We start from the raw sequence: 23,109 nt of genomic DNA on the forward strand, positions 1-23,109 counted from the left end.
CTCACTGCAAAGGAAAATCAGCTGACGGTGGAAGCAACCCGTCGGCGCATTCCCTCTGCGTACTGTGCGGCCTCCAGTCCGGCGACAAGGTGCCAGACCCCCTCACCGACCTTGACCGCGGCCGTCAGCCCGGCTCGTTTCAGGGCGTCGACATCGACCTTGGAGTCGTCGGCGACCTCGACCCGCACCCGGGTCTCGGCGATGGCCTCGACGGAACGCACGTTGTCCTCCCCGCCGAGCGCGGCGACCCACTGCTTGGCCTGGTTGGTCTCGACGTCACCCACGACGATCACCCGCGGCTCGGCGGCTGCTTCCGCAGGTTCGGCGGCGCGGCGCGCGGCGGCCTTCTCCTCGGGCGTGCGGTAGTCGGAGATCAGAACCGCGAACAGGGCGACGGTGAAGGAAACCACCACGGAGATGGCGTAGATCCACATCGGGTTGAACACCGGGATGGTCAGCAGCGAGGTGAACGCGAAGGCACCGGTGGTGACGCCCCTGACGTCTCCCGTCGTGAAGAAGGTGCTCAGCAGGCCGATCGTGATGCCTCCCACGAGACATCCGATCAGCATGCGCGGGTAGATCCGCTTGAAGCGCAGATGGATGCCGTAGAGGCTGGGTTCGGAGATACCGCCGAACAGGCCCGCGATGAGAGCGCCGGATGCGGTCTGTTTCATCGTGGCGTCCTTGTCCCGGAAGGCCAGCACCAGCACGGCCGCGGTCGCCCCGAAGCAGGCGAAGTTCCACACACCCATGGGCCCCTGGATGAAGTCGTAGCCGAGATTGTCGATGTTCAGCAGCATCAGGGCGTTCAGCGGCCAGTGGAGCCCGAGCGGCACGAGGAACGGGTAGATCATCGGGATCAGGATGGCGAAGACGATGGGGGCGTGCCCGTTCAGCCAGGACAGGCCGTCACCGATGCCGGTGCCGGCCCAGATGCCGATGGGGCCGAGCAGGAACGCGGTGAGCGGGATCATGATGATCATCGAGAAGAACGGGACGAAGACCATCTGGACGTTCTCCGGGAAGACCCGCTTCCAGAAGCGGTACACCAAGGCCAGCACGGCGGCCATGATCAACGGCACGAAAACCTGTCCACCGTAGTCGTTGAGTTGCAGGTTCAACCCGAAGATGTTCACGGTGCAGGACTCGGTTCCCAGGGTCGGATTCTTCACGCAGGTGGTCTCGGCGAACCTCAGGGCCTCCGTGAAAAGGCCGCTGCCCTCCGCGGTCTCGGTGTAGGTCTTGGCACCGAGGCTGATGAAGTTGGGGGTCAGCAGCGCACCCATGATGACCGCGCCCAGCCATGGATCCACGTCGAGCTTCTTGGAAGCGTTGTAGGCCACCGCGATGGGCAGGAAGTAGAACACACCGCGCCACATCGCGTCGAGGAACACCCACGGGGCGGCCTTGGTCTCGGATTGGAAGTCGAAAACCCCGAAGGCGTCCAGCACTGCGGCGAAGGCGAGGATCAGCGACGCCCCGAGCAGCACGCCGAGCAGGGGCCGGAAGCTGTCCGACAGGTACTCGAAGAAGTTGTCCAGCCAGGCCACCTTGCCGCGCGCCTTGGACCGGGCCGCCGCCTTGACCTCCGCGTCGCTCATGGGCTTGCGGGAACTCATCTCGGGCAGGGAGTTGATCTCGTTGAACACGGTGGCAACGGCGCCGCCGATGATGACCTGGTAGCGGTCCCCGGACTGGGGAACAGCCCCCATCACCCCGTTGATGGATTCCACCGCGGCGTTGTCCACGACGGAACCGTCGACGAGCTCGAAGCGCAGCCGCGTGGCGCAGTGGGTCAGTGACTGGATGTTCTCGGGTCCGCCGACGGCGGCCACGATCTCGGATGCAGTACTCATGTCGGCCTCTCAGAATTCGTCGACGGGAACCAGGGCCCGGACCTCGGCGGGGGTGGCGCAGTTGACGGCCTTCTCCGCCAGCGCTCGGCAGGTGGACAGGTCATGGGCGCGCACGGCGGCCTTGACCGAGGGGATCGCGGGAATGGAGCAGCTCAGCTCGTCGACCCCGAGGCCGACGAGGATCGGCACCGCCTGCGGGTCGGAGGCGACACCGCCGCACACCCCCAGCCATTTCCCGCGTTCGTGGAGGGCATCGGCGGCCTGCCCGATGAGGGTCAGCACCGCCGGGTTGCAGGGGTCGACCTGGCTGGCCAGTTTGGGGTGTCCCCGGTCCATGGCGAGGGTGTAGCTGGTCAGGTCGTTGGTGCCGACGCTGAAGAAGTCGCAGCCGTCCTCGGCCGCGAACTGCCTGGCCATGACCGCGACGGAGGGAACCTCCATCATGATCCCGACGCTCACCCGGTCCCACGCGGCCACCTTGGAGCGTTCCTCGTCGAAGATCTGCTTGGCCCGGCGCCAGTCATCGATGGTGGCGATCATGGGGAACATCACGTGCAGCCTGGCGCCGGCGTCCGAGGAGGCCAGGATGGCCCGGATCTGGGTGCGGAGCACCTCGGGCTGTTCCAGACCGACCCTGATGCCGCGCACGCCGAGGAAGGGGTTCTCCTCGGCGGGGATGGGCAGGTAGGCCAGGGGTTTGTCGCCGCCGACGTCGAGGGTCCGGATCACCAGGGACTGATCCGGTTTCAGGGCCTTCGCGCAGTCGGTGTAGATCTGGGTCTGCTCCGCCTCGGTGGGTGCGGTGGCGCGCCCCATGAACACGAACTCGCTGCGCAGCAGGCCGACGCCCTCCGCACCCTTGTCCATGGACGCGACGGCGTCGTCGACGCCGCCGATGTTGGCCACCACGGTGATCCGGTGGCCGTCGGTGGTGACGGCGGGTTCATCCTTGGCCGCCTCCTCGACGGCCTTGCGTTCGGCCATCCGGGCCTGCTTCTCCCGCAGCCGGGCCACCTCCTCGTCGGTGACCCCCGTGCGCAGGGTGCCCTTCGAACCGTCGAGCACCACGAGGGTGCCGTCGGCGATGTCGAGGGCCCTGGCCTCGATGCCCGCGACGGCAGGGATGTCGAGGGAGCGGGCGATGATCGCCACGTGGGAGGATGCGCCGCCCCCGGTGGTCGCGAAACCGACCACGCGGCTGCGGTCCAGCTGCGCGGTGTCGGAGGGGGTGAGCTCCTCGGCCACGAGGATGGTGTTCTCGGGCAGGTCGCCCTTCTCGGAACGCTGGCCGGTCAGTTCCTCGAGTACCCGCTGCCCGACGTCACGCACGTCGTTGGCGCGGCCCGCGAGGATCTCGTTCTTCAGCGCGGCGAGCTGGTCGGCGAAGGCGTTGAAGGCACCGCGCCACGCGAAGGCCGCCGATTTGCCCTTGTCGATGGCCGATGCCGCCAGGTCGAGCAGCTCGGGGTCGCCCAGGATCTCCTGATGGGCGGCGAAGATGGCCGCCTTCTCCTCGGAGGCCTCCTCGGACATCCGTTTCTGCAGGGCGGACAGGTCGAGCAGGGCCCGGTCGATGGCGGAGTTCAGCTTGCGTCGTTCCTTGTGCCGATCCTCGGCGAACTCCTCCACCACGATGTCCTCGTGGTGGAGCTGCACCACGCGACCGATGCCGAGTCCCGGGGACGCGGAGGCGCCGAGCAGCAGGTTCCAGTCGCCCGACCGCGGCCCGGCGGGTTCCGCAACCGGTTCCGTGATGGTGGGTATGGGGGTGGTGTCCTCCGTGCCGATGACGCCACCGCTCGGGAGGGTCGGGCAGTCCTCGCCGAGGCCCTCCCGGATTCCCTGGGAGATCGCGGCGACGGCTTCCTTCGCGTCGGTTCCGTGCGCGGTGACCACGACCTTCTCGCCACAGGCGACCGCGAGACTCATGATCGCGACGATGGACTTGGCGTTGGCGGTGTCGTCGCCGCGGCGCAACTGGATGTCGGAACGGTACTGCTTCGCGAGGGCCACGAGCGTGGCGGTGGGGCGGGCGTGAAGCCCGGTCGGGTTCGGCACGATGATGGCATCCGATGCCGCATCGACGGCCGCGCCCGAATCCTCGGCGGAGTCTTCGCGTTGTTTGAGTTCCACGACGGCGGCCTCGTCGATTCCGGCACCGACCAGGCCCGTCACCGGGACGATGCCGGAGATGAGTTCGGTGTTGGTGACCACCACCTGGGTGAGCAGCGACTTGGCCCTACGACCGACCTCGTCGAGGTCGAAGTCGATCAGCAGGTCTCCGACGCCGACCTGCTGCCCCTCGGAAACGTGGGCGCGGAAACCGTCGCCACCCAACCTGACGGTGTCCAGACCTATGTGCATGAGGATCTCGAGACCTTCGGCGCTGCGCACGGTCACGGCGTGGCGGGAGGGCTGGAGATCCACCACCTCGCCGGGGACCGGCGAGGTCAGCCGCCCCTCCAGGGGATCCACGGAGAACCCGTCCCCGACCATTCTTCTGGCGAACACCGGGTCCGGTACGTCCTCGATGGGAACCATGACACCGGTCAACGGCGCCCTGAGACTCACCCGCGCGGTCGACTCTGCACTCACAACGGCACTTCCTTTCAGGAGGGGAGGTGTCGCATCGGATTTCATACCTGCTCCCCAATTTTCCCAGCAGCCTAGTTGGATTCCGGCCCGATCGGAACACCTTTTCCTCGATTCCACAGGATTTGGCGGATTCGGCGGGACCCGGGCCAGGAGCGCGCGTCGCCGGCAAGAACGGCGCGGAGATGTCGACACGACCCGCCCCGGGAGACAACCGATCGGTTCGCCCGGTTTCGAGCACGCCCCGACCACGGCGAGTCGCATGCCCGTTGGCAGCGACACGTTCCGGTGGGCCGCCGGGAGGCAGAATCACGGCCATCCGCCGCGGACCCCCTGTCGAAACTTTCGAAGATTAATTTTTGGTTAACTCCGCACGCGCGTCCCCCGGAAGGAGTTGACTTTCCGAACAACGCGAAGACGCGGAGAACTCGTCGCCCCGGTCAAGGACCTGACACGGGCCGAACGCCCCGACGCCTTCCGGAACAACGAAAGGGACAATGACGTGACCGAACCCTCCGCCAGTCGCCCCGAGGGGGTCCAACTGCGCGCGCGACGCAACCCACGCCTGATCGCCCTGGGTGTGCTCCTCATCGTGCTGGGCGCGCTGGGGGCGGCCGCCCTGTACACGACCACGACCCGACACCGGCAAGCAGTTGCGATGGCGAACGACGTGACCCGCGGTCGGGAAATTCGCCCCTCCGACCTGACGGTGCGTGAACTGCCCAGCGACCAGGAGGAAGGCATCGACCCACAGAAGATGAACGACCTGATCGGGAAGCGGGCCCTGTTCGACCTGCCTGCGGGCAGCTTTCCCACCGAGCAACGCTTGGGTGATCAGTCCTTCCCTCCGGGGAACGTCACCCTGGGCTTGAAACTCGGGCCCGGAAAGATGCCCACCGCTCCCCCGGCTCCGGGTCAGAAGATCCAGCTGATCGGCCTCACGGAGACAAGGACGACAACCGCAGTGGTGGCGGGTCTTCCGGAGAAACTGGCCGACGGGGCCACATGGTTGCTGGATGTCAGCCTTCCCCTGGAGGAAGCCCCCGCAGTGGCAGCCCTCGCGGCTGCGGATCAACTGATCCTCGTCGTCCTCCAGGAGCCCTGATGTCGGTGATCGTCCTGACCGGCGGGCCGGGCGCCCCCGGTGTCACCACGACCTCCTTGGGCCTCACGCTCTGCTGGCCCGGCGACGTGATGCTCTCCGACTGCGACCGCGACCCGGCACAGGCCGTCCCCGCCGGGTATCTCCGCGGCCTCGACCTCGGGGGCAGGGGCCTGGCCGTTCTGGCACGTCTGTATCGCGAGACCCGGGACATCGGCCCGGAACTGCTCCAACAGACCATCCCCCTCACCCGTGACGAGGTCACCAACCGGCGGTTCCTTCCCGGCTTCGCCCAGCCGGGTGCGGTGCGGCTGTTCGATCACATCTGGCCGGAGCTCGCGGAGGCCTTCGCAGGCCTGGGCGTCCAGGGAATCGATGTCATCGTCGATGCCGGAAGGCTGGGACACGATGGTCTTCCCACCGCGCTGCTGGAGGTGGCGGACGCCATCGGTTTCGTGCTGCAGAGCAACCTGAAATCCCTCGCCGCGTCGCGCCTGTACCTGCCCCTGCTGGTGGAACAGGTCCACATGCTTCCCGCGGATCGGCCGCTCGGGCTGGTGATCGTGGGTCCGGGACGCCCCTACTCGACCCACGAGATCACGGCACAGTTCGGGGTCGACTGCTGGGCCCGGATTCCCTGGGATCCACGCCCGGCCGGGGTGTTGATCCACGGTCTGACACCACCCCGGGGGTTCAACAATTCACCCCTGCTCGGCTCGTACCGGGTGGCGGCTCTGCACCTCACGCAGCGGCTCGAACACGCCGGGGCCCTCAGACGTGAACTACTCCAAGGCGGTGCCCCGTGACCAGCGATGCCTCGAGACCACCCAGCCTGTCCGGGGCGTTCGCTGCCCTCGCAACCTCCGACTGGCATCCCCGACCCACACCTCGTCACCGGTTCCTCGAAGAGGAACACCAGCCGAGTTCCGACATCGACTGGCAGCTCGTGGTGTCACTGCGCAGACAAGCGGCGGAACAGATCGGGCAGGCCAGCGAACACTGGCTGGTCGAACACGGAACGGTGATGCCCGAGGACGACCGGAGGGCCCGGGGCAGGGCAATCATTCGCGCCGTCGTGCACGCCCATGCCGAAAAGCTCAGCAGCGAGGGAGCGGCGTTGTGGCCCATGGAGCTGGAAACCGACTACGCCGAGGCCGTGGCACAGGCCATCTTCGGCTACGGACGGCTGAGCCCGGTCCTGAGCATCCCGGAGGCCGAGAACATCGAGATCACGGGGTGGGACTCGGTGATGATCCAGTACGGCGACGGGCATCGGGAATCCCATCCACCCGTGGCGGACTCCGACGAGGAACTGATCGAGGCCATCCGGTTCCTCGGTGAAACCGCGAACCCGCCGCGTCCCTTCGACGACGCCCACCCGACGATGACTCTCGCGCTCGGCAGCCGTTTCCGGCTGCACGCCATCGGATTCGGGCTGAGCCACCGGCCGTCCGTCATCATCCGCCAGCACACGTTGACCACCGTGACGTTGAAGGAACTGGCCGACGGCGGCATGCTGCCCCTTCCCGTGGCCCGGCTCCTCGCGCAGGCCGTGCTGGCCCGCAAGTCGATAGTGATCTCCGGGGACCAGGGAGCGGGGAAGACCACCCTGCTGCGTGCCCTGATCGCTGAAATACCCCCGACCGAACGGTTCGGAACCCTGGAGACCGACTACGAACTGCTGACCCATCTGCAGCCCGGACGCCGCAACATGCTGGCGCTCCAGGCGAAGATGGGCCTCGGGGAGCAACAGGGTGACAGACACATCGGGGAATGGAGCGTGGCCGATCTCATTCCGGAGGCTCTGCGGCAGAACCTGTCCCGGCTCGTCGTCGGGGAGGTCCGGGGCGCCGAGGCCGGCGCGATGTTCGAGGCGATGCAGGCGGGAGCCGGCACCCTGTCGACCACCCACTCGCACTCCGCCACATCCACCATCGACCGCCTCGCGGCTCGCGTAGCGCTGGGTGGGGTCCTCAGCATCGGGGAGGCGATGCGGCAGATCGCCCACAACATCAACTTCATCGTCCACGTGACCCTGCGCGACGACACCTGGCGCGGCGGTCTCAGGCGACGCTTCGTCAGTGAGGTACGCCAGCTGACCGGGGTCGTCGAGAACGAACGCCCGACCACTCATCTCGTCTACCGCTCCGACCCGACCCCCCTGTTCCAGCCGGAGGCGACGATGTCGACCGAGCTCGCGGCTTTTCGGGAGGCGTCATGGGAACGCTGATCGCCGCGGGGAGTGGCGCCCTGCTGGTCGCAGGGGTGGTTCTGGTGTTGACGGGGTTGAAACGTCGGACTCCCACCAGCCCGTTCCCCACATCATTGTCGGCACGGTTGACGGCTCGCTGGAAAACACTGAGGCCGCGACGCCGGCTGTGGATCGTTGCCTGTCTGGTCGCGGGTATCGTGATCGGGACGTGGACCGGCTGGTTGGCAGCCGTGGTCCTGATCCCGGTGACTTTGCTGGGGTTCCCACACCTGCTGAGCGAACCGCCGAATCCCGAGGTGGAGATCCTCGCCGCCCTGGACCGTTGGTTGCGTTTCCTCGGACCCTCGATAGCCACTGGGAAATCGATCCGGGATGCGATCATCGCCACTCGCGCCCAGGTCCCTCCAGTGCTGATGACCCCCGTGGCACGGGTTGTCGCACGGCTCGACCTGGGGTGGACCACCCGGAAGGCGTTGCTCGCGATGGCCGACGAGCTCGAATCCGCCGACGCCGACAGGGTACTGGCGGCCCTGGCGATCGCATCCTCACGGGGTGGGGTCGGCGCCCGCCCCATGCTCACCGCGCTGGCCGAGAACACCCAGATGCGATTGCGCACCATGCGCGAGATCGCGGCGGAACGGGCCAAACCGCGGGCCGTGGTGCGCCAGGTCGTCGGCATCACGCTCGCGATCCTGGTCGTGGTCTGGTTGCTTTCCCCCGGTTATTTCGGCCCCTACGCAACACCCACCGGACAGCTGCTGGCGTTGACACTGACCGCCCTCTACGTGGGAGCGTTGCTGATACTGCGCAGCAGGACTCTCCCGAAACCGGCGGCCCGTTTCCTCAGGGGGGACTGAGATGAGCATCATGGGCCCGTTCATGGTGATGGGAATGGTGATCGGCGCCGGCACCCTGCTGACCGTCATGGGGACCCTGCGATCCCCCGTACGTCTCGCAGATGCCCTCGCAGCCCTGGACGGCTCCGCTCCCGAACCGCGGGAGACGCATCCGGAGCACAGGGGCCTGGAAGCGCTCGGGGCGTGGTTGCACACCACTCTCCGGCTACCGATCACCCGCAACCAGCAACGTCTCCTCCTGTTGTCGGGACGAAGCATCGCTGACTTCTTCGCGGAAAAACTGGTGCTGTCCACGACGGGGCTGCTGCTCCCCGCCGTCTGGCTCGTCATACAGGTGGTCCTCGGAAATCCGACGACACCTGTTCCCCTGCTCCTGGGACCTGTTCTCGGGATCTGCGGATATTTCCTGGCTGACCTGAGACTGGCCAGAACGTCCCGGCAGGTGAGCAGGAGCACATCGGAGGCGGTTCACACGTTCTTCGACCTCGTCGCTCTGGAACGTCTGGCAAATGCCTCCGCTACCCAGGCCGTCACCCAGGCGGCCACCATTTCCGACGCACCGCTGTTCCGCCGCATGACGGCCGGCCTGGAACGGTGTCGGTTGGAGCAGACCACCCCGTGGCGGGAACTACACCGGATCGCGGACGAGTGGGACGTGCCGGAGCTGGGTGATTTCGCCGACATCATGCGTCTCGAGGAGCAAGGGGCGGCGCTCGCCGAAACCTTGCAGGCCAGGGTCCGGGAACTCCGGGAGGGGCATCTGGCGCAGCAACGCGCCCGCGCCCAGGAGGACACCGAGGCCCTCACCATCTGGATGACCCTGCCCGCCCTGATCCTCGGTCTGGGCTTCATCATCCCGCCGCTGTTCATCCTCATCGGCATGTGAGGACCAGCATGAAGAAAACCTGTGGAAAACGGAGACCGCGCCGATCGGCCACCCACAATGAAACCAGATAGGGAAGAAGGAACCATGTCGCCCTTGTTGATTCTCCTCCAGCAGCACCTGACCCTGCTCATCCCACCCCGACGCGACGAACGCGGGCTGTCGCAGTCCACAGAGAACGCCATCCTCCTGGCAGGGGCCGTGACCATCGCCCTGCTCGTGGTCAGTGTCATCACGAAATTCGTGGAGGCGAAGCTTCCCAAGTGAAGCGACGAACGGAACCGTCCGGAAGGAATCCCAGCATGAGACGAGTCGCACAGGCCACCGGCGCCACGGTCCTGCTCGCCATCCTGCTGCTGGGCGTGCCCTGGGCGTTGCTCCACTGGGGTCGGCTGGCGGACCTGGCGACGGTCGACTGGGGAGGCGCATTGTCACGTCCCGACGATGGTCGAGTCATCCTGGGGGTGCTGTCGCTGAGTGGCTGGCTGGCCTGGGGGATGCTCGCCCTGACCACCATCGGCGAACTGCTGCACGCCGTTTCACGGGGTCGGATCAGTTTCCACATGCCCGGCACGGGCTGGCTCCGTCCCGTCGTCGCGCTGCTGGTGGCTGCCGCCCTGTCGCCGCTGCTGGCCGCGAATGCGTCCCCGTCCCTGACGGATGCTCCTGTGGCGGTCGCGGCGCCGGCGGAGGCCCGCCCGACCGAACCCACCGACGCGGTGTCCCGCACCGCCCCGCGCGAGCCCGTCGCGTGGCGGGAGTACGAGGTGCAACCGGGTGACGAGCTGTGGGACATCGCGGCACGTGAACTCGGTGCAGGCGAAAGATGGCGCCAGCTGGTTGCCGCGAACCCGGGAATCGACGTGGATCACCCCCCTCCCCCGGGCACGATCCTGCGGCTACCCATGACGGTGACGGTGGAGTCGGGGGATTCCCTCTGGCACCTGGCGGAACGGCATCTCGGGGATCCCGAACGCTGGCCCGAGCTTCACGAGGCCAACCGGGACCGCATCACCGATCCCGACGAGATCGATGCCGGTTGGGTGCTCACCCTGCCCGGGACCGATGTCGCGGAATCGAGCACACGGCTGCACCCCACCCCTCCGGCCGTCACCAACGAAACGATCCCACCTCCTGTCTCGTCCCCGGAGGAGACGGCCCCACCCTCACCCACGCCGCACCCACGCCGTCCCCGGCCAATCCCCCCGGCCCGGTGGTCGAGGCCCCATCCGAGGAGAAGCACACCGATCTTTCCCACTACCTCGGGCCGATCGGAGGCCTACTGGCCGCCGGGGTCATCACCGGACTGTCACTGCGGCGGCGAAACGCCCTGCACACACGTCCCCTCGGGCAGCGTTCCCGCTCCGTCCCGGTTTCCCTGGAACGTTTCTGGACCGCTCTGGGGCGACGTGGCACGGAACACCGACTCGACGACCCGACCGATCCGTCCCCCACGGCCGTTCTCCTGGGCTGGCGTGGGCAGGAAGAGGTCTGGATCACTCTCGAGGAGAGCCGTTGTCTCTGGGTCTGCGGCAACCAGCCGGAAGTCCTGGGGATGGCTGCCAGCGCCTGGACCAGTCTGCTGTGCGCGGAGTGGTCGTCCGAGGTCGACGTGATGGCGGTTCATCCGCGCGAGGCCTGGGCGGAGGCCGTCGATGATCCACGCCTCACGGTTCTTCCGTCCACCGACGAGGCGTTGACGCGCCTGGAGCGGCTCTGCGCCGGTCGCCGCGTGGCGCTCGGGACGGGGTCACTCACTGCCGCACGCTCGGATCCGGATCGGGCTGCGAACTTCGCCCCGGCGGTGTTCATCTTCTGCGACTCCCTGACCGCTCAGCAGACGACCCGCATCACCGAGGCACTGGAACTCGGGCGGGTCGGGGTCAGCGTCGTCGCACCGGTTCGAGCGCATTCCCCCGCTCCTGGAAGACATCTGGAGCTGAAGGATGCGCGGACCGCGACGCTGGATTCCGGGGAGGATTTCGAGCCGCAACTCATACCGGGCCCTGCCCGACATGCCCTGGTCACCCTGTTCGCATCCTCGATTGCGCCGGAGTCGGAGCCCGCCCCCTGGTGGTGCGACGATCTCCTTCCCCCCGTTGAAAATCCGCTGCCCGGCAGCGGCTCCGTCAAGGAACCACCCATGGCCGCCGAACCCCACTCACCGACGCTGCTTCTCCTGGGAGAGGTGGACCTGGTTGCCTGCGACGGGCAACGTCCCACTCGAGCCGCCGGCCGTTGCCTCGAATGCTGCGCCTGGTTGCTGGTAAATCCCGGGGCGACCCCCACCCAGATGCGGGAATCACTGATGGTCGCCGAGAGCACCCGGCGTTCGAACATGTCCAGGTTGCGCAGCTGGTTGGGCAGGGGCCCGGAGGGGGAGCACCTCCCCGATGCCTATTCCGGGCACATCCAGTTGTCCGTCAGCGTCTCGAGTGACTGGGAGAGGTTCCAGTCGCTGCTCGCGGGCGGGGTCAACCGAGCCAGTGAAACATCGTTGGCCGAGGCGCTCGCGCTGGTCAGGGGAGCGCCCTTGGGAAGCTTCGAGTTCCAGTGGAGCTGGGCGGAACAGCTGCGCAGCGACATGGTGAGCATGATCGTCGACGCCTCGGCGGTGCTGGCGGATCGCTGCACGGCCCGCGGGGAACACACGCTGGCCGATTGGGCAATTTCCCAAGGTGTCCGTGCTGCCGGGGATGTGGAACCTCTGGTGGTGCGGCGGATCCGGTCTCTCGCCCAGCGCGGCGACCGGGCCGGAGTGGATCGGCAGGTGCTGCAGCTCACGCGATCGGCACGTGCGTCGGGACGCGACCTCGGGCCGGAGTCGGTGCGCATGATCCAGGAAGCCCTCCAGACCTGCCGTCAGGGACACCTCCCGGAACGATCCGGTGTCGCATGACCGCATACGCTGGGGTCAGATGACCACTCCGAGCAGATGGGGTAGAACCGCCAGCAAGGCGGCAATCACCACCAGCCCGGTATCCTCGCGTTTCCATGCGGCCTCCCCGAGCCATGTCCTGGGGCCCGGGGCCGAGTAGCCGCGCGAGTCCATGGCGATCGTCAACCTCCCGGCCTGCCTGACCGACTCCACCAGCAGAGCGAGGCACAACGCCCCCCACTCGCCTGCCTTGCTGATCGGGGAGCGACCCGGACCGACCCCACGGACCCGCCGCGCCCGCGAGATCTCCTGCCACAGCTCCGCGAACCCGTCGAGGCGGCGAAGGGCTGCGACCACCGCCAGGACAAGGCGCGACGGCAACCGCAGCAGACATCCGAGATGGTCCCCCAGGACCGAGGGTTCCAGGAACGAGGCGGCCACCACACCGGGCAGCACGATGAACGCCACCCGCAGGGCGGCCACCAGGGCGGGTTCGACGGCGCGGGGATCGGAGAGCAGCCAGTTGGACCAGGCGATGGACGCGATCGCGATTCCGGGGGCCATCAGCCTCCCGGGCGGGAACCGGAACCGCAGCAACACCATTCCCGTGACCACCAGGGCGACCACCCCGATCGTCAGGGGCAGCAGTCCCCCGGCGACGACCCCCGATGCGGTGAGCAGGACCGCCCCGAGCAGCAGGGACAGCGGCCCTGTTCTCCCCAGCAGGCTCCCGGGTGCTGGTCCTTCAGTGGTTTCCGAGGAGCGTTCCTCTCCGCCCGTGGGCGGCGATGGCAGGCGAATCCACCGGTTCGCGAGGCGCGTCAACGCGGCGTCGTGGGTTGCGACCAGCACCCCCGAGCCGGCTTCCCGGGCCGAGAGCAGAACCCCCGCCACAGCGGCCCAGGTCACCCGGTCCAGCCCCACGGTGGGTTCGTCCGCCAGGACGACCCCGGGTGCGTGGAGCACCGAGGAGATGACGGCCAGGCGTCGCTGTCCCCCCCCCGACAGGCTCAACGGGGGGCGGGCCCCCATGCCGCCGAGCCCCCCCGCCGCCAGGAACCGCCGGGCCCGGGCCTCCACGTCATCTCGCGACTGCCCCAGGGCCAGGGCGGTGGCGGTCAGGGAGGACAGCACGGTGTCCCCCACCACCAGGCCCTCCGCGAACTGCGGAACCCAGCCGGCTCTCGATGCGAGCTGCCGCGAGGTGAGGCGCGCCGGGTCGTCGCCGCCGATCCTCACATCTCCCGAGACCACGGGCAGTGTTCCCAGGAACGCGGCCAGCAGGGTGGACTTGCCCGCTCCGCTGTCGCCACCGAGGGCCACCAGTTCCCCCCGGCGAAGCGTCGCGTCGACGTCGTGCAGCACCCGCCGCGGCTCGTCATCCCGGGCGTTTCCCAGGGTGAGCGGCGTTTTCCGACAGACGGTGATTCCCCGGGCCCGGGCAACGACCTCCCCCGTTTCCCCGCACGTGTTCCCTCCGAGCTCGGCGACTGCGGCGGGTTCCGGGTCGGGCGCCCCCGGGACCCACAGCCCCAGCCCGAGGAGGCGGGCGCCCATGGTTCCCAGGACATCCCCGAAGGGACCGTCGGCGAGAACACGTCCCGAATCGATCACCACCAGCCGCTCCACGATCCCGTCCCAGCCGGCGATGTCGTGATCTGCGACGACCAGGGTGGCGCCGGTGCGGGTGACCACGTCGTCGACCGCCTCCCGCAGCCGGGCGGCCGAGGGGGTGTCGAGCATCGCCCCCGGCTCGTCGAGGAGGAGCACGCCGGGTTTCATGGCCAGCGCCCCCGCCAGCGCCAGTCGCTGGGCCTGCCCACCCGACAACGCCGCCGTCGGGTGTCCGGGGCGAAAGGGAAAATCAACCAGTTCCAGCGCCCCGGCAACCTGCTCACGGATCTCCGCGACCGGCAGGCCGAGGTTCTCCGGCCCGAAGGCGACGTCACGCCCCACGGTCTCGGCGACGATCGAGTCGAAGGGCTGCTGCCCCACCAGGCCGACGTCACCGCGACCCGTGGCCGCCGGGACTCCACCGACCGTCACCTCGCCCGAGAGTTCCCCAGGGGTGTGCTCCTCCAGCACCCCGGCGAAGGCCCGCAGCAGAGTGGATTTCCCCGCCCCGCTGACTCCCGCCAGCAGGACCGCCAGCAGGACCCTCTCCCCCGCCCCGATCTCGAGGGTCACGCCGTCCAGGAGCGGGTGATCGGCGCCCAGGGGCTGCCAGGTGAGCGCGACCGCCCGCAGCCGGCCCCGGTCAGCCACGCCGGACCAGGTGTTCCCGACCTGCGGGGAAGGCGTTCAGCGCCCCGGTCGCGGCCATCGCCCTGACCAGGGCCCACCCTCCGGCGCCGGAGATCGCGATGCAGGAGATGACGGCGCACCCGAGGGCCACCAGTTTCATGCCGAAGGTGTACTCGCCCTGGTAGACCCACCATTCCCAGCAGCACAGTTCGAGGGCGGCGGAGAGCGCACCGGCAAGCATCGCCACCCAGACGCGGAATCCCCGCCACAGGAAGACCGCGAGGACGATCTCGACCCCGAGCGCCTGCAGAGCACCCGAGACCATCACGTTCAGCCCCCACTGGTTCCCCAGCAACGCCTCGACGGTGGCGGCCACGATCTCGCAGAGCAGGGCCGCGCCGGGGCGACGCACCACGAATCCACCCACGACCGCGGGCAGCACCCACACGCCGAGGGTCAGGCTCGCCAGGGGCGGGAAGGCCGTGTTGAGCGCCGCAGACATCGCGGGATACAGCAGCAGGTCCCATCCCCAGAAGGCGACACCCAGCGCGACGCCGAGAACGGCGATGGTCACGAGATCCACGGAACGCCACGCGGCGGGTCCTCCCGTCGCGAGCCGTGTCCTCGTCCTCCTGCTGGTTTCAGCCATGTCAACTCCTGTGGTGCGCCGGTTTGTCCCGGTTTCCTCAGGGAGGCCGTGACGGGCACACCCGTCTCGGCCGGAGATTCCCGACTCCCTACGCCGGTGCTAACCGGTTCAGGTTCGAGGGTCTGCGGTTTCCCGCACTCTCAGCGCAGCCGCGCTCCCCTGTCGTGTCGAAACGAACTCTAGTTGCTGCGCTTCATCAGCGCATCCCGACCACGACCTCCCGCATGGACGGAACCTCCTATTACGATGGCCCGGTGACGAGAAGGCTGGTGACCTGGATGCTGCTGTTGGCGGCCATCGCCGTCAGCATCATCGCAACCCCTTCCCGGGCCGATGAACCCGTCGACGTGAGCATCGAGTCCCTCACCCCCCAACTGTTGGACCGCTCACAACCGGATCAGCTCATCACCATCACCGGGACGGTGCGGAACAACACCTCACAGACCGTGGAGAACTCCAGCGTCCATTTCTGGCGCTCAACCAGACCGATCACGGAGCACGCCGAACTAGAACAGGTTCTCACCTCCGGAGCCGCACAGCCCCAGGGCAATCGGGTCACGAATTCCAAGGAGAACTACCAGGACCTCGGGGAACTGTCGCCGGGAGCCTCCATGAAGTTCACGGTGAGCGCGACCATCAGGGAACTGGCCCTGTCCTCGAGGACGGACGCCGTCTACCTGCTCGGGGCGCTGGTCCGCTCCAACTCCTCCACCCAGGGACCCAGGAACGTGGGCCGTGGCCGGGCGTTCGCCGTCGCCACGAAGAAGCCTTTGCAGGTCTCGACCGTCGTGAAGCTCACCACCCGACCGACCCTGCTCGACAACACCGATTTCCAGGACAACTCCCTCGAGTCCCGGCTCGTGGGAGAACTGTCGGAGCTGCTGACGGCAGCTGAGAAACCGGGAACCTACACGCTGCTGGACCCCTCCCTGCTCGTCGAGGCCCAGGTACTGGCCGGGGAACACACCGTCGCCGGCCAGGCCGCTCCACCGAGCGAGACCGCCGACGATTTCGTGAAACGCCTCACCAGTCTGATCGGCACGGGGCGAGTGATGCGGCTACCGTTCGGAAATCCCGACCTGGCACGTCTGCACGCCGCCGGGGACCTGTCCGGTCTCGAGGCTGCTCTTGGCTGGTCCGAGACCGCGTTGAAAGCCTCAGGGCTGGGGACGACCCTCGCCGACGTTCCCCTCGTGGCCGACCTCGGCGGGAACGATTCCCAGGACCTGGCGTTGACGCTGGCCCTCCATGATTTCCAGAAGGTCTTCGGCAACACCTTCCCATCCAGCGGCGAGATAAGCACCACGAACCACGAGGTCAAGGCCCACGCGCTGCGCGTTTCCTCCATGGATCTGCCCGGGATCGGTCCCGGGAACACGTTCACGAGGGCCCAGATCTCAGGACGCCGCCTGGCTGAGGAGCTGCTGGGGGAGAAGACGACGATCCACATGGTCCGTGAAGCCGCGGACATCAGCCGTGCGGAACTCCTTGCAGGCTCCGAAACCGCCGCTCCGCTCCCCGAGCCCAGCGGTCAGGCGCGCTACGGCGTACCGGCGGAGCAGATCACCTCATGGCCAAAGCTGCGTTCCCAGATACAGGGTATCTTCGACTCCACCCAGCTCCTGGAGGAGTTGACGGGCTCCGACCGCACGGCCCTGAACGCGACCATCGCCGCGCGGGCCTTCAACAGCGCCTTCCAATCCGAGCAGGAGGCGATGGACTTCGTCAGCGCGACCCCGAGTGAGAAACTGACCCCGTCCGCGATCCGGCTGAGCGCCGCCAGCCAGTTCGTGATGGGCTCCGAAACCAACAACTTCCCCGTGACGATCAGCAATCCGCTGCCCATCACCGTGAAGGTGCGGGTCCAGTTCGTCAGCGACTCCCCCAACCGGATCCGGGTCGCCCCCTCCGAGCTGGTCACCCTCGGACCCGGCGAGCACCGCACTGTCAGCATCTCGCCGTCCACCACCGCCAACGGTGTCGTGACGGTGAGGGCCCAGCTGACGACGGAACAGGGAACAGTATTCGGCTCCGTGGTGCCCGTTGAGATCACGGCCACCGGCCTTGGGCGAGTCGGCTGGATCATCATCGTCATCTCGGGTGCAGTAGTGGTCGGGGGTACATTCCTGCGTATCAGGGCGGTGCAGAGGGAAAGAACCAGGGAGAGTCGTGAGCAGTAGTACCAGTAGCGGTGTGAGCAGCAGCCGCAAATTGCTTTCCGCAAGCGCCCTGATGGCGGCGGGAACGCTGGTTTCCCGAGGCCTCGGGATCCTGCGGACAATGCTGGTGGCCTTCATCCTGGGCAACGGAACCCGACAGGCCGACATCCTGTCGCTGGCGAGCACGATCTCCAACGGCATGTACATCCTGTTCGTGGGAGGCGCCGTCAACACGGTCCTGGTACCGCAGATCGTGCGCGCCATCCGTCACGACGAGGACGGCGGCGAGGCGTTCACGAACCGGATCATGACCGCATTCATGCTGGCCATCAGCGTGGTGACCGTGGTCCTGACACTCGCAGCCCCCCTGATCACCTTCCTCTACTCGTCGGATTCCTGGCGCACCCCCGATCTGGAGTCCCAGTACGCCTCGATGGTGGCGCTGACCTACTGCACCCTTCCCCAGATCTTCTTCTACGGCGCCTACACGATGCTGGGGCAGGTCCTCAACGCCCGGGACCAGTTCGGCCCCATGATGTGGGCACCGATCGCCAACAACGTCATCTCGATCATCGTGCTGGGTTTCTACCTGGTGATATGGGGCACCGGCGGCGATCATTCGGGCGCGTTCACCACGGAGCAGATACTGCTTCTGGGCATCGGTTCCACAGCCGGAATCGCAGCCCAGGCCTTGGTGCTGATCCCGTTCGTGAAGAAGGTCGGGTTTCGTTTCCGGCCACGTTTCGACCTCCGGGGAGCGGGGCTGGGCAAGACCTTCCAACTGGCGAAGTGGACCCTGGGTTTCGTCCTCATCAACCAGGCCGTGCTGATGCTGGTGAACCGCCTGGCTACCTCCGCGACGGCCGCCGGGTCGGGCGGAGGTTCCAACGTGTACGGCAACGCCAGCCTGATCTGGATGATGCCGCACTCCCTGATCACGGTCTCTCTGGCAACCGCGATGCTTCCCAACGCATCCCGGCTGGCCGCCGAGGAAGACCTCGAGGGCGTCGCGGCCGAGGCCCGCAAGACCATGAGGCTGTCGTTGATGGCCCTGGTACCCGCCTCGATGGTTTTCCTGGCGCTCTCCGAACCCATGGCCACCCTGTTGTTCGGCCATGGTCAGGGCAGCCGCGACGCCAACCTGATCGCCTGGGCGCTGAGCGCTTTCGCCCTGGGCACGGTGCCGTTCACCGTGCAGTTCATCTGCCTGCGCACCTTCTACGCGCTGGAGGACACCCGCACCCCGTTCCGGCTGCAGCTCGTGATAGGGGGCGTGAACGCGGGGGGCGCGTTGCTGCTGGTGTACCTGATCAACGATCCCTCCTGGACAGCGGCCGCGCTCGCAGGAGCCTATTCGCTGGCCTACCTGGTGGGGGTCCAGCTCAGCTGGCGTCAGCTCAAGCGGAAGATCCCCCATCTGAACGGCCGGGATCTTCTGATGCACGTCGCCCGCCTGGGCATCGGTGCGGGCAGCGGCGCCCTGGTGGCGTGGCTCCTGTCCACCCTGATTCTGGACGCACTCCCCGGCGGGATCGTCGGCCCGCTGTTGGCGCTGTGTCTGGGGGGCGGCATCATCGGGACCGGTTTCCTGGCGGTGGGCAAGGTGCTGAAGGTTCGGGAACTCGCAAGTCTCGGAGACATGATCCGTTCCCGGCTCGGGCGGGGAAGACCCTCCACTCCCGCAGGCGAGGAGAAACCGCAGAAGGAGTCGTCCCTTCCGCACATCCCCACCATTGGTGCGGAACCCGCCACCGCGGCCGCCCTGGTGGACGACCTCATGCCGACGGGCCTGCACACGATCATCGCCGACGGAACCTTCAACGGCTGGAACGCGGCACGCATACCGGAGGAATCCATGGCCGCAGCCCTCGAGCTGCCAAGTCTGGTAGGAAAGCTCACCCCGGATCCCGCAGACCTCGATCCGAATTCCACCGACGATCTCCTGGCCACACGGATCACCCCTGCCGTACAGAGGACCCCGTCTCCCGAGACCTCCACCTCACCGATCGATGCGAGCATGCAGGCACAGGTCATCGGCCCGGACGAGCCCTCCACGTTCGACGGAATCGACGAGATCACCTCGGGTCAACGCCTGATGAGCACCGGTGACCTGCTCTCCACGCGATTCCGCATCGAGGAGCTGATCGCGGTGCGGGACGGCATCGAGACGTGGCGTTCCCACGATCTGGTGCTCTCCCGTGACGTCATGGCACACGTCATCCCGGAGGACAGCCCCTACACCGCCAATCTGCTGCAGGCGGCCCGCAAGGGCGCGATCGCCACCGATTCCCGTTTCCTGCGGGTGCTGGACGCGGTCAGCCTGGACAACGATCCACGCGGGATCGGTGGCTACATCGTCTGCGAGTACGCGCACGGCAGCTCGCTGGCCAACCTGCTGAGACACGGCCCGCTCAGCACACTGGAAGCGGCCTGGGTGGTCCGGGAACTGGCGGACGCCCTCACCTCGCTGCACGGCCAGGGACTGTTCCACGAACAGCTGACCCCCGACAACGTGGTGATCACAACCCTCGGCGCCGTGAAACTGGTCGGTTTCGGGGTGGAGGCCGGTTTCCACCCGAACGCATCGGTGAAGTGGAGCGACCGCGAGGCAGCCGACGTGCGGGGACTCGCCAGCCTGCTGTACGCGATGCTGGTGCTGCACTGGCCCGGCGGGGACGCCTGGGGCCTTCCCGCCGCCTCGCTCATCAACGGCGAAATAGCCCCGATGAGTTCGGTGACCCCCGGCATCTCCCCCGCCCTGGACCGCATCTGCGCGGCAGCTCTGGCAGGACAGGAAACCGCACCGGATCAACGGATCACGACCGCCTCACAGCTGGCCTCGGCGCTCGCCTCGGTACTGGGAACGGCGGATGCCTCCCCGGATCTGGAGGCCCGGGTCAGGCAACCACACAATCCGATCCCGACCCACCTGCGGCCCGCTGCGCTGGATTCCATGCCTGCCCCCGTGGTTCCCGATTCCGCCGCGACCCAGGTGCAACCGGCAGTGGCCCAGCAACGCCAACGGGTGGTGGAGACCAGCGCGGTGGAGGACGTCAAGTCCACCAAGAACACCTACGAGGGCAGGCCTCTGCTGTGGGTGGTGCTGGTGGCTGCGGTGGCCACTCTCGTGATCTCCTTGATCGTGGTCGCGATCAACAGCATCGGTCGGAGACCCGAGGTCCCCGGCCCCGAGTCGCCCACCCCCACGACCAGCGAGTCGCAGGAGGCCCCGGAGGTCGGCACCGTCATTCCCGTGGCCGGCATCACCGATTTCGACCCGCGGGCCGACAACGGCAGCGGCGATGAACACCCGGACCAGGTGAACAACGCCATCGACGGTGACCCCGGCACGGGCTGGTCCACCATGCAGTACCGGGACAACCCCAACCTGGGTGGCGAGAAACCGGGGGTCGGCCTGGTGCTCGACCTCGGGAAACCGGTCAAGCTCGGGGAGGTCGAGGTGACCTTCGCCGCGGCCGGCGAGACCGTCGAGCTGCGGGTACCGGAGAAGGAGGCCACGGACAGGGCACCCATGGATCGCCAGGCCCAGTGGAGGACGGTGGCCACCGCCGAGGACACCTCGGAGCAGGCCGTCCTGAAACCCACCGAGGAGGTCACCAGCCGCTACGTGCTGGTCTACCTCACCAAACTGCCGGAGGCATCGAGGGCCCGCTACGTGGGTACCGTGAACGAGATCGTCGTCAAACAAGGGTGAGAGCGCCGTCGACGTGGAGACGACCGGGTCCGCTACGGTGTCCCCATGACCGACGGCAACCTGGAGATCCACGTGCTGGCCGACTCGACCGGGGAGACCGCGGTGCGATTGGCCCGGGCCGCCCGCGCCCAGTTCCCGGACGCGCACTTCGAGATCATCAGGCACCCCCGGCTGGGGAAACTGGATGCCATGATGAAGGCCCTGGGCACCCTGAGGGAGCGGGCGGACCGCCCGATCGCAGTGTTCTTCACGCTGGTGAACGCTGAACTGCGGAGCCTGGTGATCAACGCCTGCGAGGATCTCGCGATCCCCTACACCGACCTGATGGGCGATGCGCTGGTCGCCCTGGAGAGGATCTCCGGGCACACCGCCGACGAGGTTCCCATGCGCCCCGTGGGGGTGGAGGCCGACTACTTCGTTCGGATCTCCGCGATGGAGTTCGCGATCCGCAACGACGACGGGGCCATGCCGGCGGCACTCCGGGAGTGTGACATCTGCCTGATCGGGGCGTCGCGTTCCGGCAAGACCCCGCTGTCGATCTACCTGGGATATCTGGGCTACAAGACGGTCAACGTTCCCCTGGTGCCCGGGATCCGGCCGCCCGAGGAGCTGTTCGGGATCGACCGCTGGCGCATCGTCGGGTTGACGATAGACGCGGAACGGTTGCTGCAGATCCGGTCGCGCCGCGTGCAGGGGTTGGGGGGATTCGGTACCCGCGACGGCTACGCGGATCTGGGGCAGATCCTCGACGAACTGGACGAGGTGGGTGCCATCCAGCGGCGGCTGGGAGCACCGGTCGTCGACACCACGGGTCTCGCCCTGGAAGAGGCCGCGGCGCGGATCATCGACATCGTCGACGAACGCGCCCGGAGGGCGGGTTCCCGGCTCCGCCGACCGGCGGGGCAGCTGCGCATCACCCCTTGAGCGAAATGCAGGATCACCGCCCCTGACTCGCGGCCGCGGCGCGACACCGGGCCTCGCTCCTCCCCCGGTCCGCGCCATCGGCCGGTGTGGGTGGCTCGGTCAGATGCCCTCGTGGGCGTAGCTGCGGGGATCGTTGATGGGTTCGATGTGTCCGGTGACGTTCATCCGCGGGAACTCGGTGACGATCTCGTCGGAGAGATCCTCCAGGAAATCGTGGCCCTGTTTGACGCTCCAGTCGTCCGGGACGAGAAGGTGGAAGTCCATGAACTGCCGGGCCCCGGAGACCCGGGTGCGCATCTGGTGGAAGGCGACCCCGGCCCCGGTCCTGCTGGTGAGTATCGCGCGCAGTTTTTCGTTGTCCTCCTCCGGCAGGGACGCGTCCATCAATCCCCCGGTCGATTCCTTCACCAGCCCGTAGCCCGTGAACAGGATGTTGACGCCCACCGCGATGGCGATCACCGGGTCGAGCCATCCCCAGCCGCTCACCCACACCAGCGCGATCCCCACCAGCACCCCGGCCGAGGTCCACACGTCGGTCATCAGGTGTTTGCCGTCGGCCCTGAGGGTGATGGAGTGGTGGCGTTTCCCGGCCCTGATCATCACCAACGCCACGGCACCGTTGAGGAGGGAGGCCGCCACGGAGATCATCAACCCGATCCCCACCGATTCGAGGGGCTGCGGGGTGAGAAGCCGCTGGAGCGCGAGAACGACGATGGAGATCGCGGCGACGAAGATCATCACGCCCTCCACGGCCGCCGAGAAGTACTCGGCCTTGGTGTGGCCGAAGTTGTGGTTGGCGTCGGCAGGTCTCGCCGCCACCTTCAGCACGATCAACGCCACGACGGCGGCGACCAGGTTCACCAGGGACTCGGCGGCATCGGCCAACAGCCCGACGGAACCGGTGACCAGCCAGGCCCCGGTCTTGAGCAGGATGGTGGCGAGGGCCGTTGCCACGGCCAGCCAGCCGTAACGACTCAGGTCCGGGACACCGGAGGATTGTTGAGAATTTGGCGACACGCTCTCATGTTCGATCTCCGC

Annotated in this window: 16 protein-coding genes and 1 riboswitch; of the genes, 11 read left to right on the forward strand and 5 right to left on the reverse strand. The window is 67.6% G+C overall.

The annotated features are described in order from the left end of the window. Positions 1-17: 17 nt before the first annotated feature. Both E0E39_RS10365 and ptsP read right to left on the reverse strand, forming a co-directional pair. On the reverse strand, positions 18-1,856 hold the full coding sequence (locus tag E0E39_RS10365) for a PTS transporter subunit EIIC (protein ID WP_130874664.1): 1,839 nt from the start codon (positions 1,854-1,856) through the stop codon (positions 18-20). Between the two features lie 9 nt (positions 1,857-1,865). Next, complete coding sequence (gene ptsP, locus E0E39_RS10370; protein WP_130874665.1) at positions 1,866-4,451, reverse strand: phosphoenolpyruvate--protein phosphotransferase; 2,586 nt, start codon at positions 4,449-4,451, stop codon at positions 1,866-1,868. A 391-nt stretch (positions 4,452-4,842) separates the two neighbouring features. On the opposite strand from ptsP, the gene E0E39_RS10375 reads away from it, so the two are divergent. The 8 genes from E0E39_RS10375 (at position 4,843) to E0E39_RS10410 (ending at position 12,401) form a co-directional block, all read left to right on the forward strand. After that, on the forward strand, positions 4,843-5,553 hold the full coding sequence (locus E0E39_RS10375) for an SAF domain-containing protein (RefSeq protein WP_130874666.1): 711 nt from the start codon (positions 4,843-4,845) through the stop codon (positions 5,551-5,553). Further along, positions 5,553-6,356 (forward strand): hypothetical protein, encoded by an 804-nt coding sequence (locus E0E39_RS10380; protein ID WP_130874667.1) that lies wholly within the window; start codon positions 5,553-5,555, stop codon positions 6,354-6,356. The genes E0E39_RS10375 and E0E39_RS10380 overlap by 1 nt, the downstream gene beginning before the upstream one ends. 26 nt (positions 6,357-6,382) lie before the next feature. Next, complete coding sequence (locus E0E39_RS10385) at positions 6,383-7,780, forward strand: TadA family conjugal transfer-associated ATPase (protein WP_425470710.1); 1,398 nt, start codon at positions 6,383-6,385, stop codon at positions 7,778-7,780. Continuing rightward, entirely contained in the window at positions 7,768-8,619 is an 852-nt protein-coding gene (locus E0E39_RS10390) for a type II secretion system F family protein (RefSeq protein WP_130874669.1), read from the forward strand. Before E0E39_RS10385 ends, E0E39_RS10390 begins: the two co-directional genes overlap by 13 nt. 1 nt (position 8,620) lies before the next feature. Next, positions 8,621-9,505, forward strand: a complete 885-nt coding sequence (locus E0E39_RS10395) for a hypothetical protein (protein WP_130874670.1) — start codon at positions 8,621-8,623, stop codon at positions 9,503-9,505. Positions 9,506-9,589: 84 nt separating this feature from the next. Then, positions 9,590-9,769, forward strand: a complete 180-nt coding sequence (locus E0E39_RS10400; RefSeq protein WP_130874671.1) for a hypothetical protein — start codon at positions 9,590-9,592, stop codon at positions 9,767-9,769. 35 nt (positions 9,770-9,804) lie between these two features. Then, positions 9,805-11,118, forward strand: coding sequence for a LysM peptidoglycan-binding domain-containing protein (locus E0E39_RS10405; protein WP_130874672.1), 1,314 nt, complete (start codon positions 9,805-9,807; stop codon positions 11,116-11,118). After that, positions 11,058-12,401, forward strand: a complete 1,344-nt coding sequence (locus E0E39_RS10410; RefSeq protein WP_130874673.1) for an AfsR/SARP family transcriptional regulator — start codon at positions 11,058-11,060, stop codon at positions 12,399-12,401. Before E0E39_RS10405 ends, E0E39_RS10410 begins: the two co-directional genes overlap by 61 nt. 15 nt (positions 12,402-12,416) lie before the next feature. Here the strand turns inward: E0E39_RS10410 and E0E39_RS10415 are convergent, their stop codons facing one another. Both E0E39_RS10415 and E0E39_RS10420 read right to left on the reverse strand, forming a co-directional pair. Continuing rightward, on the reverse strand, positions 12,417-14,645 hold the full coding sequence (locus E0E39_RS10415) for an ATP-binding cassette domain-containing protein (RefSeq protein ID WP_130874674.1): 2,229 nt from the start codon (positions 14,643-14,645) through the stop codon (positions 12,417-12,419). Beyond that, entirely contained in the window at positions 14,638-15,273 is a 636-nt protein-coding gene (locus E0E39_RS10420) for an ECF transporter S component (RefSeq protein WP_130874675.1), read from the reverse strand. The genes E0E39_RS10415 and E0E39_RS10420 overlap by 8 nt, the downstream gene beginning before the upstream one ends. 68 nt (positions 15,274-15,341) lie before the next feature. Then, positions 15,342-15,444, reverse strand: a riboswitch (TPP riboswitch). An 83-nt stretch (positions 15,445-15,527) separates the two neighbouring features. Here E0E39_RS10420 and E0E39_RS10425 point away from each other — a divergent pair. The 3 genes from E0E39_RS10425 to E0E39_RS10435 are packed head-to-tail and all read left to right on the forward strand — an operon-like array spanning position 15,528 to position 22,071. Beyond that, complete coding sequence (locus tag E0E39_RS10425; protein ID WP_130874676.1) at positions 15,528-17,453, forward strand: DUF6049 family protein; 1,926 nt, start codon at positions 15,528-15,530, stop codon at positions 17,451-17,453. A 31-nt stretch (positions 17,454-17,484) separates the two neighbouring features. Next, the gene (gene murJ / locus E0E39_RS10430; RefSeq protein WP_130874677.1) at positions 17,485-21,147 is read left to right on the forward strand and encodes a murein biosynthesis integral membrane protein MurJ; all 3,663 of its coding nucleotides are present in this window, start codon (positions 17,485-17,487) and stop codon (positions 21,145-21,147) included. A 45-nt stretch (positions 21,148-21,192) separates the two neighbouring features. Next, positions 21,193-22,071: a pyruvate, water dikinase regulatory protein gene (locus E0E39_RS10435; protein WP_130874678.1), complete on the forward strand. Its 879-nt coding sequence runs from the start codon at positions 21,193-21,195 to the stop codon at positions 22,069-22,071. A gap of 99 nt (positions 22,072-22,170) precedes the next feature. On the opposite strand, the gene E0E39_RS10440 is transcribed toward E0E39_RS10435, so the two are convergent. Beyond that, the gene (locus E0E39_RS10440) at positions 22,171-23,088 is read right to left on the reverse strand and encodes a cation diffusion facilitator family transporter (protein ID WP_130874679.1); all 918 of its coding nucleotides are present in this window, start codon (positions 23,086-23,088) and stop codon (positions 22,171-22,173) included. Between the last annotated feature and the right edge of the window lie 21 nt (positions 23,089-23,109).

It is taken from the genome of [Pseudopropionibacterium] massiliense (assembly GCF_900607225.1).
GTDB classification, from domain to species: Bacteria; Actinomycetota; Actinomycetes; order Propionibacteriales; family Propionibacteriaceae; genus Arachnia; species Arachnia massiliensis.

What these genes read in the sequence shown, in the direction of transcription:
- E0E39_RS10365 (WP_130874664.1), bottom strand. Translation starts at nt 1,856, where the DNA reads ATGAGTACTGCATCCGAGATCGTGGCCGCCGTCGGCGGACCCGAGAAC.
- E0E39_RS10380 (WP_130874667.1), top strand. Translation starts at nt 5,553, where the DNA reads ATGTCGGTGATCGTCCTGACCGGCGGGCCGGGCGCCCCCGGTGTCACC.
- E0E39_RS10390 (WP_130874669.1), top strand. Translation starts at nt 7,768, where the DNA reads ATGGGAACGCTGATCGCCGCGGGGAGTGGCGCCCTGCTGGTCGCAGGG.
- E0E39_RS10395 (WP_130874670.1), top strand. Translation starts at nt 8,621, where the DNA reads ATGAGCATCATGGGCCCGTTCATGGTGATGGGAATGGTGATCGGCGCC.
- E0E39_RS10400 (WP_130874671.1), top strand. Translation starts at nt 9,590, where the DNA reads ATGTCGCCCTTGTTGATTCTCCTCCAGCAGCACCTGACCCTGCTCATC.
- E0E39_RS10405 (WP_130874672.1), top strand. Translation starts at nt 9,805, where the DNA reads ATGAGACGAGTCGCACAGGCCACCGGCGCCACGGTCCTGCTCGCCATC.
- E0E39_RS10410 (WP_130874673.1), top strand. Translation starts at nt 11,058, where the DNA reads ATGGCTGCCAGCGCCTGGACCAGTCTGCTGTGCGCGGAGTGGTCGTCC.
- E0E39_RS10420 (WP_130874675.1), bottom strand. Translation starts at nt 15,273, where the DNA reads ATGGCTGAAACCAGCAGGAGGACGAGGACACGGCTCGCGACGGGAGGA.
- E0E39_RS10435 (WP_130874678.1), top strand. Translation starts at nt 21,193, where the DNA reads ATGACCGACGGCAACCTGGAGATCCACGTGCTGGCCGACTCGACCGGG.